The organism is Pauljensenia sp. UMB0895, assembly GCF_030218905.1.
In the GTDB taxonomy this organism is placed as follows: domain Bacteria; phylum Actinomycetota; class Actinomycetes; order Actinomycetales; family Actinomycetaceae; genus Pauljensenia; species Pauljensenia turicensis_A.
This window is the reverse complement of the sequence record NZ_JASOQR010000001.1, coordinates 131,941-152,424: the sequence shown is the minus strand read 5'-3', so window position 1 is coordinate 152,424 and position 20,484 is coordinate 131,941. Positions and strand designations below refer to the sequence as shown.

Annotated in this window: 20 protein-coding genes; 15 read left to right on the top strand and 5 right to left on the bottom strand. The window is 54.9% G+C overall.

From position 1 onward, the window contains the following. Positions 1 to 34 precede the first annotated feature (34 nt). The 13 genes from metK to QP503_RS00645 all read left to right on the top strand — a co-directional run bounded on the left by metK (position 35) and on the right by QP503_RS00645 (position 12,160). The gene (gene metK, locus QP503_RS00705; protein WP_004007620.1) at positions 35 to 1,225 is read left to right on the top strand and encodes a methionine adenosyltransferase; all 1,191 of its coding nucleotides are present in this window, start codon (positions 35 to 37) and stop codon (positions 1,223 to 1,225) included. Continuing rightward, on the top strand, positions 1,197 to 2,447 hold the full coding sequence (locus QP503_RS00700; protein ID WP_285084308.1) for a site-specific DNA-methyltransferase: 1,251 nt from the start codon (positions 1,197 to 1,199) through the stop codon (positions 2,445 to 2,447). Before metK ends, QP503_RS00700 begins: the two co-directional genes overlap by 29 nt. After that, positions 2,444 to 3,850: a DNA cytosine methyltransferase gene (locus tag QP503_RS00695; protein ID WP_006680351.1), complete on the top strand. Its 1,407-nt coding sequence runs from the start codon at positions 2,444 to 2,446 to the stop codon at positions 3,848 to 3,850. Before QP503_RS00700 ends, QP503_RS00695 begins: the two co-directional genes overlap by 4 nt. Before the next feature lie 148 nt (positions 3,851 to 3,998). After that, positions 3,999 to 4,217 (top strand): hypothetical protein, encoded by a 219-nt coding sequence (locus tag QP503_RS00690; protein WP_004007216.1) that lies wholly within the window; start codon positions 3,999 to 4,001, stop codon positions 4,215 to 4,217. Positions 4,218 to 4,299: 82 nt separating this feature from the next. Further along, a complete protein-coding gene (locus tag QP503_RS00685; protein WP_285084309.1) occupies positions 4,300 to 4,755 on the top strand; it encodes a phage holin family protein in 456 nt (151 codons plus the stop codon). Then, positions 4,755 to 5,582 (top strand): N-acetylmuramoyl-L-alanine amidase, encoded by an 828-nt coding sequence (locus tag QP503_RS00680; RefSeq protein ID WP_285084311.1) that lies wholly within the window; start codon positions 4,755 to 4,757, stop codon positions 5,580 to 5,582. Before QP503_RS00685 ends, QP503_RS00680 begins: the two co-directional genes overlap by 1 nt. Positions 5,583 to 5,798: 216 nt before the next feature. Continuing rightward, positions 5,799 to 6,212: a hypothetical protein gene (locus QP503_RS00675; protein WP_006680347.1), complete on the top strand. Its 414-nt coding sequence runs from the start codon at positions 5,799 to 5,801 to the stop codon at positions 6,210 to 6,212. After that, entirely contained in the window at positions 6,209 to 6,397 is a 189-nt protein-coding gene (locus tag QP503_RS00670; RefSeq protein ID WP_006680346.1) for a hypothetical protein, read from the top strand. Before QP503_RS00675 ends, QP503_RS00670 begins: the two co-directional genes overlap by 4 nt. Before the next feature lie 82 nt (positions 6,398 to 6,479). After that, positions 6,480 to 7,718, top strand: coding sequence for a recombinase family protein (locus tag QP503_RS00665; protein ID WP_040318399.1), 1,239 nt, complete (start codon positions 6,480 to 6,482; stop codon positions 7,716 to 7,718). Further along, complete coding sequence (locus tag QP503_RS00660) at positions 7,715 to 9,268, top strand: recombinase family protein (RefSeq protein ID WP_006680344.1); 1,554 nt, start codon at positions 7,715 to 7,717, stop codon at positions 9,266 to 9,268. The genes QP503_RS00665 and QP503_RS00660 overlap by 4 nt, the downstream gene beginning before the upstream one ends. A gap of 504 nt (positions 9,269 to 9,772) precedes the next feature. Further along, positions 9,773 to 11,428, top strand: coding sequence for a Cys-Gln thioester bond-forming surface protein (locus tag QP503_RS00655; RefSeq protein ID WP_285069580.1), 1,656 nt, complete (start codon positions 9,773 to 9,775; stop codon positions 11,426 to 11,428). A gap of 36 nt (positions 11,429 to 11,464) precedes the next feature. Continuing rightward, positions 11,465 to 11,665, top strand: coding sequence for an LPXTG cell wall anchor domain-containing protein (locus QP503_RS00650; protein WP_006680342.1), 201 nt, complete (start codon positions 11,465 to 11,467; stop codon positions 11,663 to 11,665). Positions 11,666 to 11,860: 195 nt separating this feature from the next. Continuing rightward, positions 11,861 to 12,160 (top strand): hypothetical protein, encoded by a 300-nt coding sequence (locus QP503_RS00645; RefSeq protein WP_040318328.1) that lies wholly within the window; start codon positions 11,861 to 11,863, stop codon positions 12,158 to 12,160. A 435-nt stretch (positions 12,161 to 12,595) separates the two neighbouring features. Here the strand turns inward: QP503_RS00645 and QP503_RS00640 are convergent, their stop codons facing one another. Continuing rightward, positions 12,596 to 14,341: a glycerol-3-phosphate dehydrogenase/oxidase gene (locus tag QP503_RS00640; protein WP_006680340.1), complete on the bottom strand. Its 1,746-nt coding sequence runs from the start codon at positions 14,339 to 14,341 to the stop codon at positions 12,596 to 12,598. Positions 14,342 to 15,239: 898 nt separating this feature from the next. Then, entirely contained in the window at positions 15,240 to 15,941 is a 702-nt protein-coding gene (locus tag QP503_RS00630; RefSeq protein ID WP_006680338.1) for a TetR/AcrR family transcriptional regulator, read from the bottom strand. A gap of 93 nt (positions 15,942 to 16,034) precedes the next feature. Between QP503_RS00630 and QP503_RS00625 the strand changes: the two genes are divergently transcribed. Together QP503_RS00625 and QP503_RS00620 are read left to right on the top strand one after the other, a co-directional pair. Beyond that, the gene (locus QP503_RS00625) at positions 16,035 to 17,258 is read left to right on the top strand and encodes an MFS transporter (RefSeq protein ID WP_006680337.1); all 1,224 of its coding nucleotides are present in this window, start codon (positions 16,035 to 16,037) and stop codon (positions 17,256 to 17,258) included. A gap of 158 nt (positions 17,259 to 17,416) precedes the next feature. Further along, positions 17,417 to 17,530, top strand: a complete 114-nt coding sequence (locus tag QP503_RS00620) for a GIY-YIG nuclease family protein (protein WP_243440748.1) — start codon at positions 17,417 to 17,419, stop codon at positions 17,528 to 17,530. A gap of 236 nt (positions 17,531 to 17,766) precedes the next feature. Here the strand turns inward: QP503_RS00620 and QP503_RS00615 are convergent, their stop codons facing one another. The 3 genes from QP503_RS00615 to QP503_RS00605 are packed head-to-tail and all read right to left on the bottom strand — an operon-like array spanning position 17,767 to position 20,451. Then, on the bottom strand, positions 17,767 to 19,179 hold the full coding sequence (locus tag QP503_RS00615; protein ID WP_006680336.1) for an ABC transporter ATP-binding protein: 1,413 nt from the start codon (positions 19,177 to 19,179) through the stop codon (positions 17,767 to 17,769). Beyond that, complete coding sequence (locus QP503_RS00610) at positions 19,176 to 19,862, bottom strand: energy-coupling factor transporter transmembrane component T family protein (protein ID WP_285100995.1); 687 nt, start codon at positions 19,860 to 19,862, stop codon at positions 19,176 to 19,178. Before QP503_RS00610 ends, QP503_RS00615 begins: the two co-directional genes overlap by 4 nt. Then, complete coding sequence (locus tag QP503_RS00605) at positions 19,855 to 20,451, bottom strand: MptD family putative ECF transporter S component (RefSeq protein WP_103632986.1); 597 nt, start codon at positions 20,449 to 20,451, stop codon at positions 19,855 to 19,857. Before QP503_RS00605 ends, QP503_RS00610 begins: the two co-directional genes overlap by 8 nt. Positions 20,452 to 20,484 lie beyond the last annotated feature (33 nt).

The window sequence follows — 20,484 nt, the reverse complement described above, 5'->3', positions numbered from 1 at the left end:
TTCTATGTCCCGATTCTTTGGAAAGTGAGTGTGTATGTCTGTTACGAAGACTGCTGAGGCCGTGTGTATCGGCCATCCCGATAAGCTCTGTGATTTGATCGCTGACACGATCCTTGACGATATCCTCTACGAGGATCCTGCTGCCCGCGTTGCAGTAGAAGTGATGGCATCTGGCCGCAGGATCATTGTGACTGGCGAGATCACTTCGAAGGTTCGTCCGCGTATTCGTGAGTCGGTGCGTTACGCGCTGGTGAAGGCGGGTTATGTGCCGTGGAAGTTCCTCGTTTTCGTCTGGACACGCCGCCAATCCCCAGACATCAACGCAGGAGTTTCCAAGTCCTTGGAGGCTCGCTTCGGAGACACGAGTGAGTTTGCGTTGCAGGGCGCTGGCGATCAAGGCACCGTCTACGGATACGCCACCAACGAAACCCCGCAGCGTTTGCCATTGCCGCTCGTACTCTCGCATGAGATCTGTGGGCGTCTTGATGACGCCCGCAAGGACGGCACGATCAGCGGTATCAAGTCCGATGGTAAGGCGCAGGTGACGGTTCGCTACGACGCCGCCGGACAACCCGTAGCAGTCGAAACCGTGGTGGTGTCGATCCAACACGACGCTACGAAGACTCTGGACGAGCTTGCGGCTGAGGTCAAAACACTGATCGTCGCACCCGCGTGTAAGCCGTATCTGCCAATTAGCGCTGACACCGAGATTCTGGTGAATCCCTCGGGCTTGTTTACGGTGGGTGGTTCAAAGGCAGACACGGGGCTCACTGGTCGCAAGCTGATGGTCGACACTTACGGCGGTCTCGCCCCACATGGTGGTGGGGCGTTCTCGGGTAAGGACGCGTCCAAGGTTGACCGCTCGGGTGCGTATATGGCGCGTCTGATAGCCAAGACTATCGTCGACTCCGGTCTTGCGCAGGAATGCCAGGTCGCGATTTCCTATGCGATTGGGAAGGCTGATCCGGTCGCCTTCACCATCGACACGCTCGGCAGTGGTGAATACTCCGACAAGATCCTGACCGAGGCTGCGCGTGAGGTGTTTCCGCTACGCCCAGGAGCGATCATTGACGCTTTGGGGTTGCGAGCACCCGGCTACACCCGCTACTCGACCTACGGACACTTCGGCCATGCCGGTTTGCACTGGGAGAACTCGTTCGCTCACGTCGACGCATTAAAGAAGGCGGTGACCACACATGCTCATGAAACCAATGCCCATCAGTGAACTCAAGCCCGCTGACTACAATCCGCGTAAAGACCTCCAGCCTGGCGATGCCGAATACGAGAAGCTCAAGCGATCCTTGACCGAGTTCGGCTACGTCGAACCCGTCATCTGGAACTCCACCACTGGCAACATCGTCGGTGGACACCAGCGTTTGAAGGTGCTCGAAGATCTCGGCCACACGGACGTGGACGTGATCGTTGTTGAGCTCGATGAGACCCGCGAGAAAGCACTCAACATCGCGCTCAACAAGATCAGCGGCGAATGGGACCAGGACAAACTCTCACTCTTGATTGCCGACCTCGATGCTTCGGATTTCGACGCTGAACTCACCGGTTTCGATGACGCTGAGATCGCGCAGCTTATCGGCTCATTGGATGAGGGTGAGGTGGAGGATGACGAGTTTGACCTCACCGCCGCGTTAGAAGCTGCTACTTTCGTGGAGCGTGGGGATATCTGGACGCTTGGCCGTCACCGACTCGTGTGCGGCGACGCCACCAGCGTCGAGGACGTCGAGTTGTTGATGGATGGTAAACGTGCGAATCTTGTGTTGACTGATCCGCCATATAACGTCGCCTTCGAATCAGGATCCGGATTGTCCATCAAGAACGACAAGATGGATGGCGATAAGTTCTACGATTTCCTGCTATCAGCGTTTTCGAACATGGTGGGCGTGTGTGAGAAGGGCGCGTCCGCGTATGTGTTCCACGCTGACACTGAAGGCTTGAACTTCCGCCGCGCCTTCGTTGAGGCAGGCTTTTACCTGTCGGGCTGTTGTATTTGGGTTAAAGATTCCCTCGTATTGGGACGTTCCCCGTATCAGTGGCAGCACGAGCCGGTGCTATTCGGGTGGGTGAAGACGGGTAAGCACAAGTGGTACGCCGACCGGAAACAAACCACGATCTGGAACTTCGCCAAGCCCCGCCGCAACGCTAACCACCCCACCTCCAAACCGCTGGATTTGTTGGCGTATCCGATCGGGAACTCCACCCAGGCGAACACGATCGTGCTCGACACCTTCGCAGGCTCAGGCTCCACACTCATGGCAGCTGAGGCAACCGACCGCATCGCCTACTGCATGGAACTCGACGAAAAATACGCCTCCGTGATCCTGCGCCGCTACGCCGACGCCACCGGAGACGCCGCAGGAATCACGTGTCTCCGCGACAGCCAGCAGCTCGCCTACCTGGATGTCGTGAAGGCAGTGGATCGAGGCACCACATGACCGCGTTGACGCTTGGCTCTCTGTTTGACGGGTCGGGCGGCTTCCCACTCGCCGCCCTCAACGTCGGTATCCGCCCCGTCTGGGCGTCCGAGGTGGAGCCGTTTCCGATCCTCGTCACCACCACCCGTCTGCCCGCGGTCACCCACCTCGGCGACGTCAACACTATCGACGGCACCGTGATCGAGCCGGTGGACATCATCTCGTTCGGGTCGCCGTGCCAAGACCTGTCGGTCGCAGGACGGCAGACCGGGCTGGCAGGTTCACGTTCCGGCCTGTTCTTTCAGGCTGTTCGCATCATCAAGGAAATGAGGGAGGCGACTAATGACCAATATCCCCGATTTGCTGTCTGGGAGAACGTGCCGGGAGCCTTCTCCTCCAACCAAGGGGCGGATTTCGCCGCCGTCCTCACGAGCCTCATCCAGGTCGTCGCGCCGTCCGTCCCTGACGTGCCTGTTCCTGACACGCGGTGGGCCGACGCTGGGACCGTCGTGGCAGGCGGATGCTCGGTTGCGTGGCGTGTACTCGATGCGCAACATTTCGGCCTCGCCCAACGACGCCGCCGCATCTACCTTGTCGCAGATTTTGCAGGCCGATCCGCACCCGAGATTCTTTTTGAGCCCGCGAGCCTGCCAAGGAATCCTGAATCGGGCGGCACGCAAGAACAAGACCATGCCCACACCCCTGAAGCAAGCCTTGGAGGCCGTAGCAGCTCGGTGATATTGATGGATCATCATCCGCAGGACTCGAGGTTGACCGTCAACTCCTTGGGGGTGGTGCAGACGCTGACTGCCCGGATGGGCAACTCACCCACCAACGTCCCCATCCTCCTCGACGCCCCAGAGGAACGCAGGGTGTTTGGCCTGAATTCGATCCACCAGTCCCGCAGCGGTGGCGGCCACTACGGCTACGAAGCAGAAGTGTCGAAAACCCTCGACCTGAAAGGCGGAGAGCCGACCTGCAACCAAGGCGGCATGGTCATCTTGGAACCCGTCTATGCCGCATCCAAGGCCGACTATTTCACCCGCACCACCAAGGATCAGGCAGGTGCGCTGCTGGCCACGGATTACACCGACCCGCCCATGGTCGCCAGCTCGTCGCTGCGCCCCAGACGGTTGACGCCGGTCGAGTGCACCCGGTTGCAGGGCTTCCCCGACGACTGGTGCGACCAGCTCGCCATCACCGACCCCACCGATGCCCAGCTCGACTACTGGGTGGACGTGTGGGCCGAATGGAACCGCCTCCGAGGCGTTAGGCCGCGCTCCCGCAAGCAGGTCGCCAGCTGGCTCGCAGACCCGACGTCGGATTCGGCGCAATACAAGTTGTGGGGCAACGGGATCGCTTTGCCCGTGGCTCGCCACGTCCTTGAAAGACTGAAGAATTTTGCTCGCGCAAGGACTGGATAAGCGCTCGCACCTATGGCTGTATGTACATGACCAAACGACCCCCTAACTAGAGGAAAGAGGAGATGGAGGATGGTCATGAGGGTGAGCTTTCTGGCGAAGCGGCTGAAGCCTACGACGTCCTTTACGACGCCATCACCAAGGACAACCAATGAGCATTGAAAACGAGAAAACAGAGCTGACCCAACCCTCCGCTCATGAATCCTCTTCCGGTGATGAGGTTCAGCTTCCGATCGTCCCAGTTGAGTCAGATGCCACGCCCTCACCACCAGCAGAGACCATCGAAGCCCAAGAACTCCCAGCGCCCAAGGCGGCGTCCTTCGACTTGAGCCTGCCAATTCTCGAGGTCCTCACCGACCCGACCATGTAGCCCAGTACTACACCAATTTTTAGATGCCTTCACCCCAGATGGGTGTGGGCAATTTTTTATGCCCACGAAAGGAATCATTCCCATGTCTCTTCACGCCATCTGGCACGCCATCCAAACCGGGATCGCTGGTATTGGTGCCTGGCTCGCCGCTTATCTTGGAGGCCTCGACGGCCTCGTCTATGCGCTGATCGTCTTCGCTATCGCCGACTACATCACCGGGGTGCTGGCCGCCATCAACGAGCGCCGCCTCTCCAGCGCAGTTGGTTTCAGGGGTATCAGCCGAAAGATCCTCATCTTCACCCTCGTCGGCCTCGCCCATTTGATCGACGTCCACATCCTCGGAGCACCCGGAGTCCTATGCGCGGCGGTCATCTTCTTCTACCTATCCAACGAAGGCATCTCCCTCGTAGAGAACGCCACCCGATTGGGTCTGCCTGTCCCGGCGCAGATGCGCGGGGCGCTCGATGCGATCGCCAATCGCGCCGAAACCAGACCCTCACTCACCGAACCACCAACCACTGAAAAGGAGATTCACTGATGAAGAATTGGAACACGCTTGAGGCCGACATCGACCTCATCATGAACACACACTACACACCCGGCCGCAACGGCAGGCGGATCGATAAGGTCATCATCCACCACAACGCCGGAAACCTCACCATCAGGGGCTGCTACGACGTGTGGCAGTCCCGTCCTGCATCCGCCCACTACCAAGTCCAAACCGATGGCACAATCGGCCAGCTCGTATGGGACCGCGACACCGCTTGGCATGCAGGCAACTTTGCCGCCAACACCACCAGTATCGGCATCGAACACGCCGACGTGTCCTCGAACCCGTGGGCGGTATCCGAAGCCTGCCTGGATAACGGTGCACACCTCGTCGCGGCCGTTTGCAAGTTCTACGGCCTTGGCCGCCCGGCGTGGGGCAAGAACGTGTTCGGGCACAAAGACTTCATCCCAACCGCCTGCCCAGCCTCATTGGCTGGCTCCCAGCACACCGCCTACATGGCTCGCGCCCAGTCTTGGTATGACCAAATGACCGGCAACACCCCAGCACCAGCACCAGCACCTGCTCCTGCAACGCCGAACATCGACACCCTCGCCGACGCGGTGATTCGCGGCGAGTACGGGAACGGGGAGGAGCGCAAGCTCCGCCTCGGAGCCAACTACGCCGCCGTGCAAGCTCGCGTAAATGAGAAGCTCGCGGGCCGTGCACCTGCCGCCAAGCCTGCGGGTCCCAACATTGATGCTCTTGCCGACACCGTGATCCGTGGCGAGTACGGCAACGGTGAAGATCGTAAGCGCCGCCTCGGAAATCTCTACAGCGCTGTCCAGGCGCGAGTCAACGCCAAGCTCGGCTACTAACAGCTAGAGGTCAACGAACTTAGCCCCGTCACCACTGTGACTTCCCAGATTCTCGGGGAGCCGGTGGTGGCGGGGCTTTTCATCATTCTTGAGGTTTTCTTACCCGTCCGGATTCGCAGGTGCCCGAGGGCGTATGGGCAGAAGGCCCACACGCGACCTCCGGCGAAGGGTTAACTCGGCACGCATTCGTGGCCTTCTACGGAGAGGAGGCCAGTGATGGCGTTAGATGAGAGAGAAAAACAAGCAGCCAGGCGCATGCGCTTGGGCGGGCTTGGGTATAAGGCGATCGCTGCACGTCTTGCGGTCAGCCGCGATCAGATCCGCGCCTATGTCACCCGCACAGGTATCGAACCAACAGCGAAAGCTGACCCTGATGGGCGGTGGTGCCGCTGGTGCGGAATCAAACTGTCGCAACGCGCGGATGGGAAGAAACCATCATTTTGCTGTAGCGAGCATCGGCGGGCGTTCTGGCATACCCACCCAGAAGCAGGCACCCGCAAAGCCTTCTATGAGTTCACGTGCGCAAACTGTGACATGCCTTTTCAAGCGTATGGGAATGCGGGGCGTAAGTACTGCTGCCATGCCTGCTACATCCGCCACCGGTTCGGCACCAAGGGTGGCAGTCGATGACCAAGGGCGTGTTTGATGCCGAGGTTGATCTAGCCAGGGTTGTGGGGTTCATTGATCGGCTCACTGACACTGGTGCACTGACGGACAGTGAAGCCCGCGTGGTGTTGACTCGTGTGGCGGGGGAGTTTCCTGCTGTTGTTGGTGGGCTGATTTTGCGGGTTCGACTGGATAAAACGCGGGTTTAGAGCGTAGATGGATACAACCAGCTGAACCCCTTATTTATTAGGGGAAACGAGCAGTGTAAGGAGATTGAGATACGTGGGTGAGATGAGGGTGATCCCGGCGAGACCAGCACGGCCGCAGCGGTTGAGGGTAGCGGCCTACGCGCGGGTGTCCACTGAGCACGAACGGCAATTGTCGTCGATCGCCGCCCAGGTATCGTACTACTCCCATCTGATTCAATCCACCCCTGGGTGGGACTATGTCGGGGTATTTATCGACGAAGGTATTACCGGCACCTCCACCAAGCATCGCGATGGATTCAAACACCTCATGGACACCGCTAAGGCAGGCGGCATTGACGTTATTTTGACGAAGTCGATCTCTCGCCTTGCCCGCAACACTGTCGACCTGCTCGCTACGGTCCGTGAGCTCAAAGATCTTGGTGTGGCGGTGCGTTTCGAGCGTGAACAGATCGACACCCTCAGCGCTGACGGGGAACTCCTACTGACCTTGTTGGCGTCGTTTGCTCAAGAAGAATCCCGTTCACTATCCCAGAACGTCAAATGGGCGATCCGCAACCGGTACAAGAATGGTGGCACAAATTCTTTCGTCGTCTACGGCTATAGCTGGGCAAACGGCGAGTTCACCATCATTGACGAAGAAGCCAAGATTGTGCGCTTACTGTTTGCTAATTATCTCGATGGGATCAGCCCGGAGAAAACCGCGACGATGCTCAATGCTGGAGGTAAACGCTCTCGGGGAGGGCGACGGTTCTACGGGTCCGTGTTTCGTCGCATGCTCGAAAATGAGCGGTACAAGGGCTGCCAAATGCTGCAGAAAATGTACCGCCCCACAATCCAAGCACCCACACGTGCCCTCAACGACGGGGAGCTGCCGCGATACTGGGTCGAGCAAGCCCTCCCACCAATCATTGATGAGGCGATGTTTGACGCGGTGCAAGCAGAAATCGCGCACAGGCGTGAGGTGGGCCCGGCGGCGACCCCGTCAAAGAACACGGGCGTATTCACTGGACGAATCTGTTGTGGTGCGTGTGGGAAGAGCTATCAACGCAAAACCCGCACCTACAAGTCTGGAACCTCATACAAGTTCTGGCGCTGCTGGAGTGCCTGCACCGGGAACGGCAACCCCTGCGGCGGACATAATCTACGCGAAAGCCTCCTCGAACACGCCTGCGCATACATGCTCGGCACCCAGGGTTTCGACCCCGTCCAGGTTGGCGAGCAGATCGTGATGATCGAGGCCTTCGAGCATCAGCTCACCTTCCACCTCGCGGATGGAACCATGACACCAGTGGGGTTAACCAGTGAGGGGAGGTTGGCATGAGTCGCACCGTCACAGCGATACCCGCAACAAAGAAATTTGGGAATGTCACAACCCCGTCTGGGGTACCAGCGCGCAGAAGGGTCGCCGCCTACGCTCGCGTCTCTACCGAGATGGAAGAACAAACCTCCTCGTATGAGGCCCAAATCGACTACTACACCACCTACATTCGCTCCCGTAATGATTGGCAGTTCGCGGGCATGTATTCCGATGAGGGCATCTCTGGCACTTCTATGAAACGCCGTGAAGGATTCCAAACCATGATCGATGACGCTCTGGCAGGCAAAATCGACCTGATCCTCACCAAGAGTGTGTCCCGGTTTGCTCGCAACACCGTCGACTCGCTCACTACCGTGCGCAAGCTCAAGGATGCAGGCGTCGAGGTCTATTTTCAGAAGGAAAATATTTACACCTTTGACGCCAAAGGCGAATTACTCATCACGATCATGTCGAGTCTGGCGCAAGAAGAATCCCGCTCAATTTCCGAGAACGTCACCTGGGGCCACCGTAAACGCTTCGCCGACGGGAAAATCATGGTTCCCTACGCTTCACTGTTGGGCTACAAGAAAGGCGAGGAGGGAAACCTCGCCATCGACGAAACCCAAGCCCCGATCGTGCGGCGCATTTACGCCCGCTTCCTAGAAGGCGCAACCCCTCAAACCATCGCCAAAGAACTCACCGCTGATCAGATTCCTACACCGCGTGGCAAACAAATCTGGTCGCCCTCGACTGTGCGATCGATCCTGACCAACGAGAAATACAAAGGCGACGCGCTGCTCCAAAAGAGCTTCACTACCGACTTCCTGACCAAAACCATGAAAGTCAACGAAGGCGAAGTACCCCAGTACTACGTCACCGGCAACCACGAACCCATCATCACCCCAGCCACCTGGGACGTGGTCCAAACAGAACTCGCCCGCCGCGCAGGCAAAGGCACCTCTAATACCCACCCCTTTGCCAACAAGATCACCTGCAGCGAGTGTAGTGGCTCATTCGGGAGGAAAGTGTGGCACTCCACCAGCAAATACCGCCGCTATATCTGGCGCTGCAACAACAAATACAAGAAAATTCATCGTTGCGCGACACCCCACGTCACCGAGGAGCAGATCAAAAACGCCTTCGTCGCCGCCCTGGCTGAGCGCGTCACCAACACTGACGTTCTCGATGACACCATGTGCCTGCTCGACGAAACCGTCTACGACACCCGCGAGTTGGAAACTCAGCAGGCCACGCTAGGGGAGCGGATCGAAGAAACGATCACGCTGATGAACCAACTCATCACCACCGCAGCAGCCACAGCCCACGACCCCGACGACTACGACCGCCGCTACCACCAGCTCGAAACCCGACACCGCCAACTCGAGACCGAGCACCAGCACATCACCGACAAGATCGACGATCTGCGCCACCGCCGAGCACAAGCCATCAAAGTCCACTTCTACCTCGCCACCCTGCCACCACTCGCATACAGCGACCAAGCATGGAACACCCTCGTCGACCACGCCATTATCAACGCTAATGGAGCCATCAGCGTCATCTTCAAAGACGAATAATCGGCCAGCTAACTCGCTCACAGCAATAAAAACCAGCAATTCTACCCCCGTCTTTGGAAAACACCCCCTACCGAATGAATCTGCCCCCAAGCCAGTCTTGTATCAAAATGAACGTCTAAGTCTCTTGTAGCCGGCCACAAGGTTGTTCCCTTGTGGTCGGTTTTAGTGCTAATGCCCGAATTGTGGGGCTATAGGCGCAAACGTGGTGCTTTAGATGGCGTGTCGGTTTTAGTGTCGGGCCGGGAATTGAAATGGGCCCACTGTGCCGCGGTGTGGCACTGGGGATCCCGTCGCCCGCTCAAATATTTAGATCGACTAGACGTAAAAATTTAGCTAATAGGGCATACGGAACATGCTCCTAAAGAATTTTCCATAATGTGACATTTGTCACTCATTTCTTGCGATGATATCAGCATTTTTCCTATTAAAACGCCATTTTTTCTACAGAAACCGCTTAGGATGCAACCATAACAGCGTGCATCTACCAAGAAAGGTGAATGTATAATGTTGCCCACTTTTCGCAAATCATTAATAGTCGCTATATCGACGAGCGCTCTCATACTCACTGGCGGAATAGCAACCGCTCAAGCTTCCGCTGCGGATTCCGCCACTTACCCCGTCAGGATAAGCAAAGTAGCGGAAGATAATACTTCTTCTGAGCTCAAAGATGCACACTTAAGCCTCTCAATTCCGGGAGGCGATCCACAAACCTGGACATCATCAACAAGCCCGCATGAAGTAAAGCTTGCTCCTGGTACATATACGCTTACCGAAACTTCTGCACCGAAGGACTATGATGTAGCAGAGCCGATCAGCTTTACCGTAACAGATAAAGGCACAATCGAAGCCCCGTCAACAGTTTTGAGCTTTTCTCCGGTAGACGCAACTCCAGTAAGAGCCTATAACGATTTCAATGACGAAACTCCTCATTGGGGACAGAATCCTTACGGCAAAAACTACTATGTTGATCGGGATACTAAAAACGAGTCTGCCGCAGGAGACGAGGTCATTTATTGCTTCAATATGGATCTGAACCAACCACCGGACTCTTATAACTATGGTGAAAACATCGACCCAGATGTGACTGGGAAAGAAGTCAATTTCACAGCACGCTATGTTTTCGATGGCTTGGCTCAGTATGCCAATACTCCCAAGGTGCAAGATCCAGCTACTCTTGCTCTTAAAATTCGTAAGGTCATCGAGGCCGGCTATCCAAATAACAAGAAAACTTTTGGCACTGGGCTGACTTCCACCGAGTTCCGCGCAGCTACTCAGCTTGCTGTCTACTACTGGTCAGACTCTTTCACCTTAGAGAAAATCCGCGAAATAGTAGCTAAAGATGGCGTAGATTCCCAGAAAACTCACGGTTTCGGAAGAATTGATACTCCTGAGGGAGCAAAAGTTAAAGCAGCATACGAGAAAATCATTGCCTATGCTGAGGATTCAAATTCAGATAGCGACATTGTTGATAAAAACATCGGCGTTTACATCCCAAACCTTTCGAATTACCAGCGTTTCATTAGCTCCAAGGACACCCCGCAAGAGCGCATTCCAGTTATCGCGATGGTAGATAAAAAGACCGTAGCGCCAGACACCCCGCAGCCAAAGGCGGATGTTAAGGAGTCGCCGGCGAAGAATCCGCAGTCTGATTGCAAGAAGAAGCAGGTCACTGAGACCTTCACTGTGACGACCACGCCATACAAGTGGGATACCGCCAGCAAGACGTGGGTTCTCGATACTGACAAGGCCACCACAGAAGACGTAAATCGTACTCGCGAGATGACCGATGCTGAACTCCAAACCTGTACCCCGCAGCCAAAGGCGGATGTTAAGGAGTCGCCGGCGAAGAATCCGCAGTCTGATTGCAAGAAGAAGCAGGTCACTGAGACCTTCACTGTGACGACCACGCCATACAAGTGGGATACCGCCAGCAAGACGTGGGTTCTCGATACTGACAAGGCCACCACAGAAGACGTAAATCGTACTCGCGAGATGACCGATGCTGAACTCCAAACCTGTACCCCGCAGCCAAAGGCGCAGGCCAAGGAACGTTCGCTTGCGTTAACAGGCCTATCTAGCAGCAATCTTCTCGGGATTGGAGCCGCTATGTTCGCAGTAGGAGTTATTGGACTATCTACTCGAAAGCGCTCAAAGGAGTAACTTCCTAGCTAGTTGAAAAGGAACGGAGCCAAGAATATGACAAAATCTTATTCTTGGCTCCGTTCCTATACTCACCAGCCGATTGTTCCTCCGACCCCTCCGGCTTCACCGAAGACGAAGTTGTCGAAGGCCGGTGCTTCCGGAATCCTGACACTGCTGGCCCTCGGTGGCCTGATGACAGCAGATGGAGCTCTTCTGGTGACACGTCGCAAGAAGAACCTCATGCGACCCATTTGATTACAAGGACCTAGTCCTGATCACACAATGGTGCGCCGTCGAATCTCACCGGTTCGGTGGCGCGTCATTATGTATACCCGCACATGAGCCTCGTCCCCCATGATCAGCACTGTTTACGCCTAGGCTGAAAGACAAAAACACCAACCACACAGCCAAAAGGCGAATACTGAAAAAAGGGGAAGCGCGATACCCAACGTGGAACTCAAACCACCTGAGGTGGATGCATCGCCCCTAGCCCCGCACTGCGTTGACGGAGCGAAGGTAGAGATTCTGACCTTGCGCGCAGTCCCTCTTGGAGGCTTGTGCGCAATGACTGTCGCACGCACGCTACTCCAACGCCGGTCCCTCATTGGCGCGTGGTGCTTTGTTGACCATTACGGTCCCGACAGGGTCTTAGACGTTGGCGGCATGGGCGTTGCTCCGGAGTTCCCGCGCGTCACTATCAAACCGCGCCTCAACGTCGAGCCCGTCGCTCGGTTAGACGTGCGGGCCTGATCAGCGTCTCAAAGCCGAGCCTTCCAAACATTCATCGGGTCGGGCGTTTCGATCTGCAGTCGGGTGGTCAGCCAAGATGTTCCCAATCGTCTGCGTGAACCCAGCCGTTATCTGCGATCCAAGCTCATCACGTTACCGGCTGCACTTAGTGCGACGGTTTTGGGTGTTTGAGCCTGGATGTGTCGCGTGGGGTGTACTTGGTGCGGTCGTGGGGGTGGTTCTAGGTCAGTAAACTTAGAATGATATTGTCTTATTTCTCGGGCATTAGCCCGAATATCGCATTATCGAAAGTGCTTTTACAGCAAGCGCCTAAAACTGAATTTTGCTCTGTTGCCAGAGCGGACCTAGTGGCCTCCTAAGCGCGTCTAAGGCCTTGGAGTACACGCCTCCAAGGCCTTAGAGTCAGCGATTTAAAAGGGAAAAATCCCCACGGATTTAACCGTCAATTTGCGGAGACACGTCAACAAATTCGGTTATAGGCGCCGCCTGCTCACGTACCTTTTGCGCTTCGGCTTCGCTAACTATAGCCTCTGCCTTTTCTTCGGCATCACACCGCGCCTTGTAGTTTTCTATCTCATGCGCCTTGGCCGCCTCGTCCCAGCCAAGAATATCCGCAGATATTGTCGCAACCTCGTCAATAACAGCCAATCCGCGATCCCGATGCTCGTAAGAGAGTCTGGTGCGGCGCGCCAGTAAGTCTTCCACATGCAAAGCGCCCTCATGCAAAACACCAAACGCTATTTCTGCACGCAGATACTCTTCAGCGCCCTTAAGCTCCTTCCCTAAAGAAGGATCCTTCTCAATCATTTTGAAAATCAGCTTGATATCACTTCCGTACCTGTTTAACAGATCTTCTACGTGATCCACGCTCAAACCGTTTTTCTTTGCCAGCGCCTCACGCTGTTCCCACATAGCTTCATAGTCAACAGCTCCAGAAAGCGGAGTGCTTCTGGTAACGCACGGCATTTGCTTAGCCAGCTCCTTACCCAAGGCAAAATCAACAGCATCTTCAGCCATCTGCCTGTAACTCGTAAGCTTCCCACCTGCTATAACAGTGAGCCCCGGAGCAGCTTCGGTAACTGTGTGCTCCCTGGAAACCTTGGTTGACTTAGCCTTATCTCCGTCCAAAGTTCCTGGCTGCAACAAAGGCCGTAGCCCAGCGAAAGCCCCAATGATGTCATCACGTGTTAGCGGGTTAGCCAGCACCGAGTTCGCATGTTCAAGCAGATAATCAATATCCTCAGAATCAGGTACCGGTTCCAACCTGTTTTCATGGTATTTGGTATCAGTAGTTCCTATAACCCAATAACGCTTCCACGGGATTATAAACAACACAGACTTCTCTGTGCGCAAGAATAAACCAACTTTGGAATCAATCTTTTCCTTCGGCACAACAATATGAATGCCCTTGGAGGCCAAAACTTTCAAGCCACCCGTAGAACCGGAAAGAGACTGTGTTTTCTCAGTCCAAACTCCCGTTGCGTTAATGATGGATTTTGCCTTAACCACATGTTCAGCGCCTGTTTCCATATCACGAAGTTTGGCGCCAACCACCTTGTTTCCATCCTTGAGCATTTCAACAACCTGGGTACGATTCGCAGCCAAAGCGCCAAACTGAGCGGCCGTGCGAACCAGATTCACCACCAGACGGGCGTCATCCACCCTGGCATCGTAGTAAACCAAAGAGCCAATAAGTGCGTCTTTTTTCAACGCGGGCGCAAGCTCCAATGACCCTTTCTTCGAGTAGTGCTTTTGAATGGGCACTGAACCCCTATGTGCAAACTGTGCGATGGCGTCATACATTCCCACCCCAACAGCCGAATAAGCCCGCTCTATTACGCGCATTTTTATGGGCCACAAAAAAGGCTGTGCTTTCACCAAATGTGGAGCCGTGTGGGTAAGTAATAAGCCACGTTCCCTCAAAGACTCAGCAACCAAGGCAAAATTAAGTTGATAAAGGTATCGCAGACCACCGTGCACCAGCTTTGAAGATCGCGACGAAGTGCCGGAGGCCCAGTCTTGCGCCTCGACTATACCGACTCGTAAACCACGGCTTGCAGCATCCAGTGCGATCCCCGCTCCCGTAACACCTCCGCCAATCACTAAAACATCAAGCGGCTTTTCCTCCATGTTGCGTAGCGCCTCTTCGCGCTTGCTTGGCGATAACTGCGTTGTGAACATCGTAGCTCCAGTCGTATTAGTTGATTTAGGGCAACCCAATCAGCCCCTAAGGTTAGACTAACCTAAGTGAGCACTAATGGTCATCACGCTTGAACATTTTTTCACCGGCCTCTCGCCTTAGGGCATAAAATCACGTATTTACCCGTGAAAAATAACCCGGACTTAAAATAAGTAGAAAGAATTGTGTCCTTTGAAAACTCCCCAGGTCCGCTAAAAGCCCTAAAACAGTAAAGGGGCAATCAAAACAGGCCCTAATGCGCGGAAGGAAACATAAAATGGGGGTGGCGGTTATTAATCGAACCCCCGACAAGCTTTCGTTGGCCAATCACAGATGCGGCCAAAAGGAAGTATCAATTCTACTTAAGGGCAATGTAACCTCGCTGTGCGGCCTTTATTAAACGCCGTTCTGCGAGGGTGGACTGTGTGAGAAAACATCTAGCGGCACGGAATCCGGTAGCTACCACAGTCCTGACATCTTCCGAAGCGGGCATCAGTACTTCGTTGACATCCAGTGTTGCCCTGGTGAGTGCGGCTGCTGCCTCGACCTAGAGACCATCGACGTCGAGGGTTAGTCTGCCGGATTTAAATCCTTCAGTTGCCATGATGTTTCCTCTTCGTCCATACGCAATAGGCTGGGCTTAGGCTTCGGTATAGGCTGCGGATTCCTGGGAGAAGCCTGCGTGCTGTGAAGAGCGATAGCTAGTTCATTGGTGGTGACGTATTTGATGTAGTCGTACCAGTTGTTTGGAAAGCTCTGGATGCGGTGGATTTTCTTGTGTTTATTGGAAAATCGCAGGAAATAGAGGGAGAGGCTGAAAGGCTCTGTTCTTAGCTGGATGACTTGCGATTTTGGGAAATATTTTATGCGTATTGATGATTTCTCTTGTTCTCGGGTTCGCTAGGCGTTTTCGCGAGGCAAGATCGCTATCTCTAAACCGGCGAGTACGACTTCTATGATGATTTCAAAGTATTCCTGACTCATGCGGTCTTCGTTTTTCGGGTTGGCTAGCGGAATTAAGTAGCCCTGGATTATGTCGGTCAGCGTTGTGGAGCAGGCAGCTAGGGGCTGAAGTTGGGTAATCATTTGGCCTAGGTCGTGGCGCTGTTCCTGTTTGGTTGGGCTGCGCAAGTTGCGAGCAGTGATGCTCCACAGCGTCGTGTTGATGATAATTGAGTATGTGATGTGAATGTACTTGTTAAAACCAGCGTCCCGTAGTTTTTCGTAAGCCGCCTCCAAGATTGGTATAAACGCGGCGTCCATATGTCCATACATCAGTTTGTCGGTGACTCCGGGGAATTCAAGAAAGACGGGCCTGACATTTTCTGCTAGGGAGATGAACCAATCTTTCCATTCCAGCTGCTCGTCCGGTAGCTCGATGGTGCTAGTGATTTCGCCGATTACAGAAGCGGTAATGGCGTCACGGTTTTGGTAATGGTGGTAGATGACAGAGGGAACTACTCCCAGACGCTGCGCAAGGTCACGAATCGACCATTTTTCTAGACCGCACTCTCGGGTCAGTTCCATTGCGGTGTACGTGATCTTTTCCTGCGTCAGCCAGGCGCGTCTACCCGTGTTTACCCGCTTGTCTTTATTTCCCACGAAAACAGCATACCCTCAACCTCGACAATACTAGAACATTGTTCTAGTATTGTTTCGGCTTGATTGTCTGCTCACTTTGGAAAGGATGTTTTAATGTGCGCCACTAACGAACAAAACGAGAAAGTCGAATCAAAAATAACGGGACTGTTTCCCCTGTTTTTGACGGTGTTACTGGCATATATGGGGCAGATGATTCTTAATCCAATTCTGGCTCCGCTATCGCGCGAAATCGGGTTGAAGGAATGGCATATTGGCGCCACCATTTCGTTAGCAGCCGTAATGTTTTCTCTTACCTCCACCAGGTGGGGACGGGTCTCATTGCGATGGGGATCTCGGCGTATCTTGCTTATTGGCATGCTTGCCGGAATCCTGGCTCTAGGCGGATTCGCTATGGTGGTGTGGCTAGGATTTAAGGGTCTGCTCACCGGCATAGCGTTGATTATAGGAGTAGTCATAACTAGGGGCGTGCTGTACGGCGGTGCCATCGCATCAGTTTCCCCAGCCGCGCAAACCTACGTTGTGACTCATACCTACAGTGAGACGCAACGGGTAAAAGGTGTGGGAGTCTTGGGCGCTGCGCAAGGATTCTCGTCTATTCTTGGAGCCTTAGTGGGTGGCAGCCTTGCAGCTATAGGAGGCTTCATGATGCCCCTGCTGGTGATGCCTCTGGTCATGCTTTTAGGCGTTGCCGTTTTGCTTCTAACATTCAAACCCACAGGTGGCGAAGAAAAAGTCGCTCAACCGGCAAAAGTTTCCTACTTTGATTCAAGAGTATTCGTGTTCCTGGCTTGCGGTTTCCTCATGTTTACCGCTTTTTCTACCGTGGCTACACTTTTCGGCTTTTTGCTGCAGGATGTTTTGAAGCTAGCGGCCGGCGCCACAGCAGGGTTCACCGCTTTGTGCATGTCAATAATGGGTGTGGTGATGATACTGGCGCAGGCCTTGGTGGCTCCAAGGTTAAACTGGGGTGCTAAAAAACTCTTTAGAAGAGGATTAATAATCGTTCTTCTCGGGTTACTGCTCTTGGTTTATCCACTAAATCTTGGACTGTTCATCGTGGCCAGCATCTTGACAGGCTTTGGTCTAGGTCTGGCGATGCCTGGCTACAACACGGCGCCTACTTTGCAAATGAAGCCCGAAGAGCAAGGTGGGCTGGCCGGGTTGATTAATGCTAACAATGGTGCAGCCTATGTAGTGGCACCGATAGCCTCCACCGCACTTTACGGACTCTCTCCGTGGCTACCAATGACATGTTGCACAGTTCTGATAGCTGCGGCAGTTTTGCTGAGTTTTTATCATCCCGAGTTCCGCGAATAATCTCTTTATGATTAGAAGCAAAAACCATAAAAATCCCTGCTAAAGCGGTGTTGACTTCAGAACTATGATGTCTAGTCGCTGCGAGATTCAAACAAACTTAAACGTCTCAAAAACCCCATGTAAATACGGGGGCATTCAGCTCAATCGCTTGTAATGGTGTGTATATTCTTCTTGGTAATGACCCTGAAGCTATTGAGAACACCTGGTGTTACATCGGCAAGACTGAAAACTTTGTTGAGCGTTTACGCGATCATGACAAAAAGAAGCCGTAGCGGGAAAGAGAATCAGCCAACGAGTGGACAACGTCGACGAGGAGTGTGCCAAGCTTCCCGTCATAAACGCGCCGATAGCTTGCGCCAGGACGATGCTAAACACGAGTCCGAACGCGATCGCAAGCTTGTTACGCAGGTGAGGATCCGTGGCGATCTCTTGCGCACTCGGCCCGTAATCGTGGTGGTGTTCGTTCACGATGACTTCCTTGTAGAAACCCGGCTCGTGAATCCCTCGTTCACTCTTGTAGGCACATGTCTGAGCAGGTGTTGATTTGGTCGAGGTGGATAGCGTGGTCGGCGGCTTCGGTGACGAGTTCGGCGTCGTGGGTGATGACGATGACGACGGCACCGGTATCGGCGAGTTTGCGCATCACTTGAGAGATTGCGACGAGGTGCTTGTAGCCAACACCCGAGGTCGGCTCGTCAAAGATGTAGACATTTTTGTTCGCTGCAAGTGCTGTGGCGATGACCAGGCGTTGGCGCTGCCCGCCAGACAGCGCTTGCGGATGATCGGACTTGTGCTCCGCAAGATCGAGTTCTTCAAGGATCGCCTGGGCGTCGATGTGTTGTTTTTCGGCTCTCGTTATCCCGAGCGTGACTTCGTCAATGACGGTGTCTGAGAACAGCTGCCGGGTGGGGTCTTGCATGACAAGGTATGTGTCCCGGCTGGCGAATTTCTGTCCATTGAGTGTGATGGATGCACCTTTGGCCTTTTCAAGTCCGCAGAGGATCCGTGCCAGTGTTGATTTGCCCGACCCGCACGGGCCCAACAGTGCGCTGATTTTCCCTGCCGGAAAGAGCACATGGTCGATGTTGAGAACCGTTTTCCCGTGCCGGTAGGCGAAGGTGAGATTGCTGATCTCCAGCCCATCTCCTGCCGGTTGCGGAAGTTGTGGCATAGACACAGTCACTAGGGATCGCAGTCCAAGCTGTTTGCGCTCCTCATCCGAGGTAGCGTAGAACTCTTCGCCGGTTGCGGTGAGGGCGATGTTACCTTTGTCGAAGCAATAGACGCGGTCGACGATCCCGGAAAGGAAACTTAGCCGGTGTTCAGCAATGATGATGGTGTGTCCATCGGCTTTGAGCCTGGCGATGAGTGTGGCGAGTTGGTCGATAACGTCAGCGGACAAGTTCGCGGTCGGCTCGTCAAAGACGATCAGCGACGTGTTGTTGCACATGGCGACGGCGCAGGCCACGCGTTGCATCTGCCCACCCGACAGTTGTGTGACGCGGGATTCCAGCAGGTCGGCGATGCCTAACTCGGTAGCGACTTCGTTAATGCGCGCACAAATCTCCTGCGGGTCGCGGCCGAGGTTTTCTGGGCCGAAGGCGAGTTCTTGACGCACGTGAGTGGTGTAGAACTGGGTGCGCGGGTTTTGAAACACTGTCGAACAGTGGTGGGCAAGGCGTGGCAGGTCGGCTCGTGCCACGTCAATGTTGTCGACTGTGACGCTTCCGGTAAGGCCGCCGTCGTGGAAGTGCGGGATCAGCCCGTTAAACAGCCGTAGCGCGGTAGTTTTCCCAGACCCTGACGCGCCACACAGCAAGGTGACGGTTCCAGGTGTGATGGTGATGGTTGCGTCATTGATTGAGGGGTGGTCTGCTCCTCGATAGGTGAAGGTGACCCCAGTTGCTTGGGCTGTTGTCATAGGACGATTCTCCATATCGCGAAGCCGATAACGATGAGCAGAATGACTGCGTCGATCACACGGAATTTCACGACTGTGACTGAGGTGGGCTTTGCGGTTCCGCCCAGTCCGCGCACGAGGGCAGCAGATGCCAGTTCGTCCCCGCTGCGTACCACGGTCGATAGCAGCGGGATTGTGAAGTACTGGGCCGCGCGCAGGGAAAGCGCGGACATGCCGCGTAGCTTCATCGCATCTGAGATCGCTTTAACCTCGTGGCCGATCACGGGCAGCACACGTAAGGCAACCGAGATTGGGATCGTGAAACAGGTCGGGATCCGTGAGCTGGCGAGCGCTTTTTGCAAGGTTGCGGGTCGGATCACGCCGATCGCGTAGGCTCCCATTCCTGCGCTGACACTGAATCGCCACATCCACTGCAAAAACAGCACGAGGAACGCGCTGACCGTTGACTTCCACACCAGTGGTATCGCGAAGATGAGCCCGCCGGGGACCGCAAACGTGGCCAGGTAGACGGCCACCCAGCTCGGGCGCACGAGCGTGTTGGGGTTGATCGCAGCGCTCGCCAGCATCACGGCGGCGAATCCGCCCAGAGCACACACGAACCACGGCGAGTAGGCACTGTAGATCGTGGTGGAGACGATGACGAGCGCTACGATAATCGTGCGCGGGTCGGGAAGTTTAGACAAGACCGGCCCGTTCAAAGTGTTTGCGCGCGACCCTGGTTCCCAACAGACCAGCAAGCCAGCCAACGATGAGCATCACGACGAAGAAGCCCAGTAGAATCGGAATCGTGACAACCTGCGCCATCTTGGCGGCGTACTCTGCGCCCATTTGTTCGGCGATCTGCGACATATATGCTTTTTGGTTCATAAACAGCGGCATCCACGGGGAAACATAGATCGGCAGAATAAACAGTGCGTATGCCAGCGGGACGCGAACCTTCACGTTCTTCGGCCCCTTGGTGATGACTAGGTCGGCGAGCAGGCCGAACACAGCGGCCACCGCGATTCCTCCCACCCAGTGGCCGGTCACGAAAAAGAGGATTTCGACGAGGATCAGCATGATTGTCAATGCCCCCATCTTTGGGGTGCGTGCTGTGAACAGCGCAAAGATGATGCCGTTAACGAGGATAGAAAGCAAGAAACCGGCATACATGGCGGCGGGGATGAACCCGAGCATTCCGAACGCGAACACGATGACGAACATCAAAGCGGTGAAGACGCCGATGTTAATGAAGTCGCGCGTGTTGAGGCGCGAGGACGTGGGTGTGGACATAGTTATTCCTTTCACGATTGTGAACAGTGCTGT

Bases quoted from the DNA above. Each gene is read 5' to 3' on its own strand.
- metK (WP_004007620.1), top strand. From the start codon at position 35: ATGTCTGTTACGAAGACTGCTGAGGCCGTGTGTATCGGCCATCCCGAT.
- QP503_RS00700 (WP_285084308.1), top strand. From the start codon at position 1,197: ATGCTCATGAAACCAATGCCCATCAGTGAACTCAAGCCCGCTGACTAC.
- QP503_RS00695 (WP_006680351.1), top strand. From the start codon at position 2,444: ATGACCGCGTTGACGCTTGGCTCTCTGTTTGACGGGTCGGGCGGCTTC.
- QP503_RS00690 (WP_004007216.1), top strand. From the start codon at position 3,999: ATGAGCATTGAAAACGAGAAAACAGAGCTGACCCAACCCTCCGCTCAT.
- QP503_RS00685 (WP_285084309.1), top strand. From the start codon at position 4,300: ATGTCTCTTCACGCCATCTGGCACGCCATCCAAACCGGGATCGCTGGT.
- QP503_RS00680 (WP_285084311.1), top strand. From the start codon at position 4,755: ATGAAGAATTGGAACACGCTTGAGGCCGACATCGACCTCATCATGAAC.
- QP503_RS00675 (WP_006680347.1), top strand. From the start codon at position 5,799: ATGGCGTTAGATGAGAGAGAAAAACAAGCAGCCAGGCGCATGCGCTTG.
- QP503_RS00670 (WP_006680346.1), top strand. From the start codon at position 6,209: ATGACCAAGGGCGTGTTTGATGCCGAGGTTGATCTAGCCAGGGTTGTG.
- QP503_RS00665 (WP_040318399.1), top strand. From the start codon at position 6,480: ATGAGGGTGATCCCGGCGAGACCAGCACGGCCGCAGCGGTTGAGGGTA.
- QP503_RS00660 (WP_006680344.1), top strand. From the start codon at position 7,715: ATGAGTCGCACCGTCACAGCGATACCCGCAACAAAGAAATTTGGGAAT.
- QP503_RS00655 (WP_285069580.1), top strand. From the start codon at position 9,773: ATGTTGCCCACTTTTCGCAAATCATTAATAGTCGCTATATCGACGAGC.
- QP503_RS00650 (WP_006680342.1), top strand. From the start codon at position 11,465: ATGACAAAATCTTATTCTTGGCTCCGTTCCTATACTCACCAGCCGATT.
- QP503_RS00640 (WP_006680340.1), bottom strand. From the start codon at position 14,341: ATGTTCACAACGCAGTTATCGCCAAGCAAGCGCGAAGAGGCGCTACGC.
- QP503_RS00625 (WP_006680337.1), top strand. From the start codon at position 16,035: ATGTGCGCCACTAACGAACAAAACGAGAAAGTCGAATCAAAAATAACG.
- QP503_RS00615 (WP_006680336.1), bottom strand. From the start codon at position 19,179: ATGACAACAGCCCAAGCAACTGGGGTCACCTTCACCTATCGAGGAGCA.
- QP503_RS00605 (WP_103632986.1), bottom strand. From the start codon at position 20,451: ATGTCCACACCCACGTCCTCGCGCCTCAACACGCGCGACTTCATTAAC.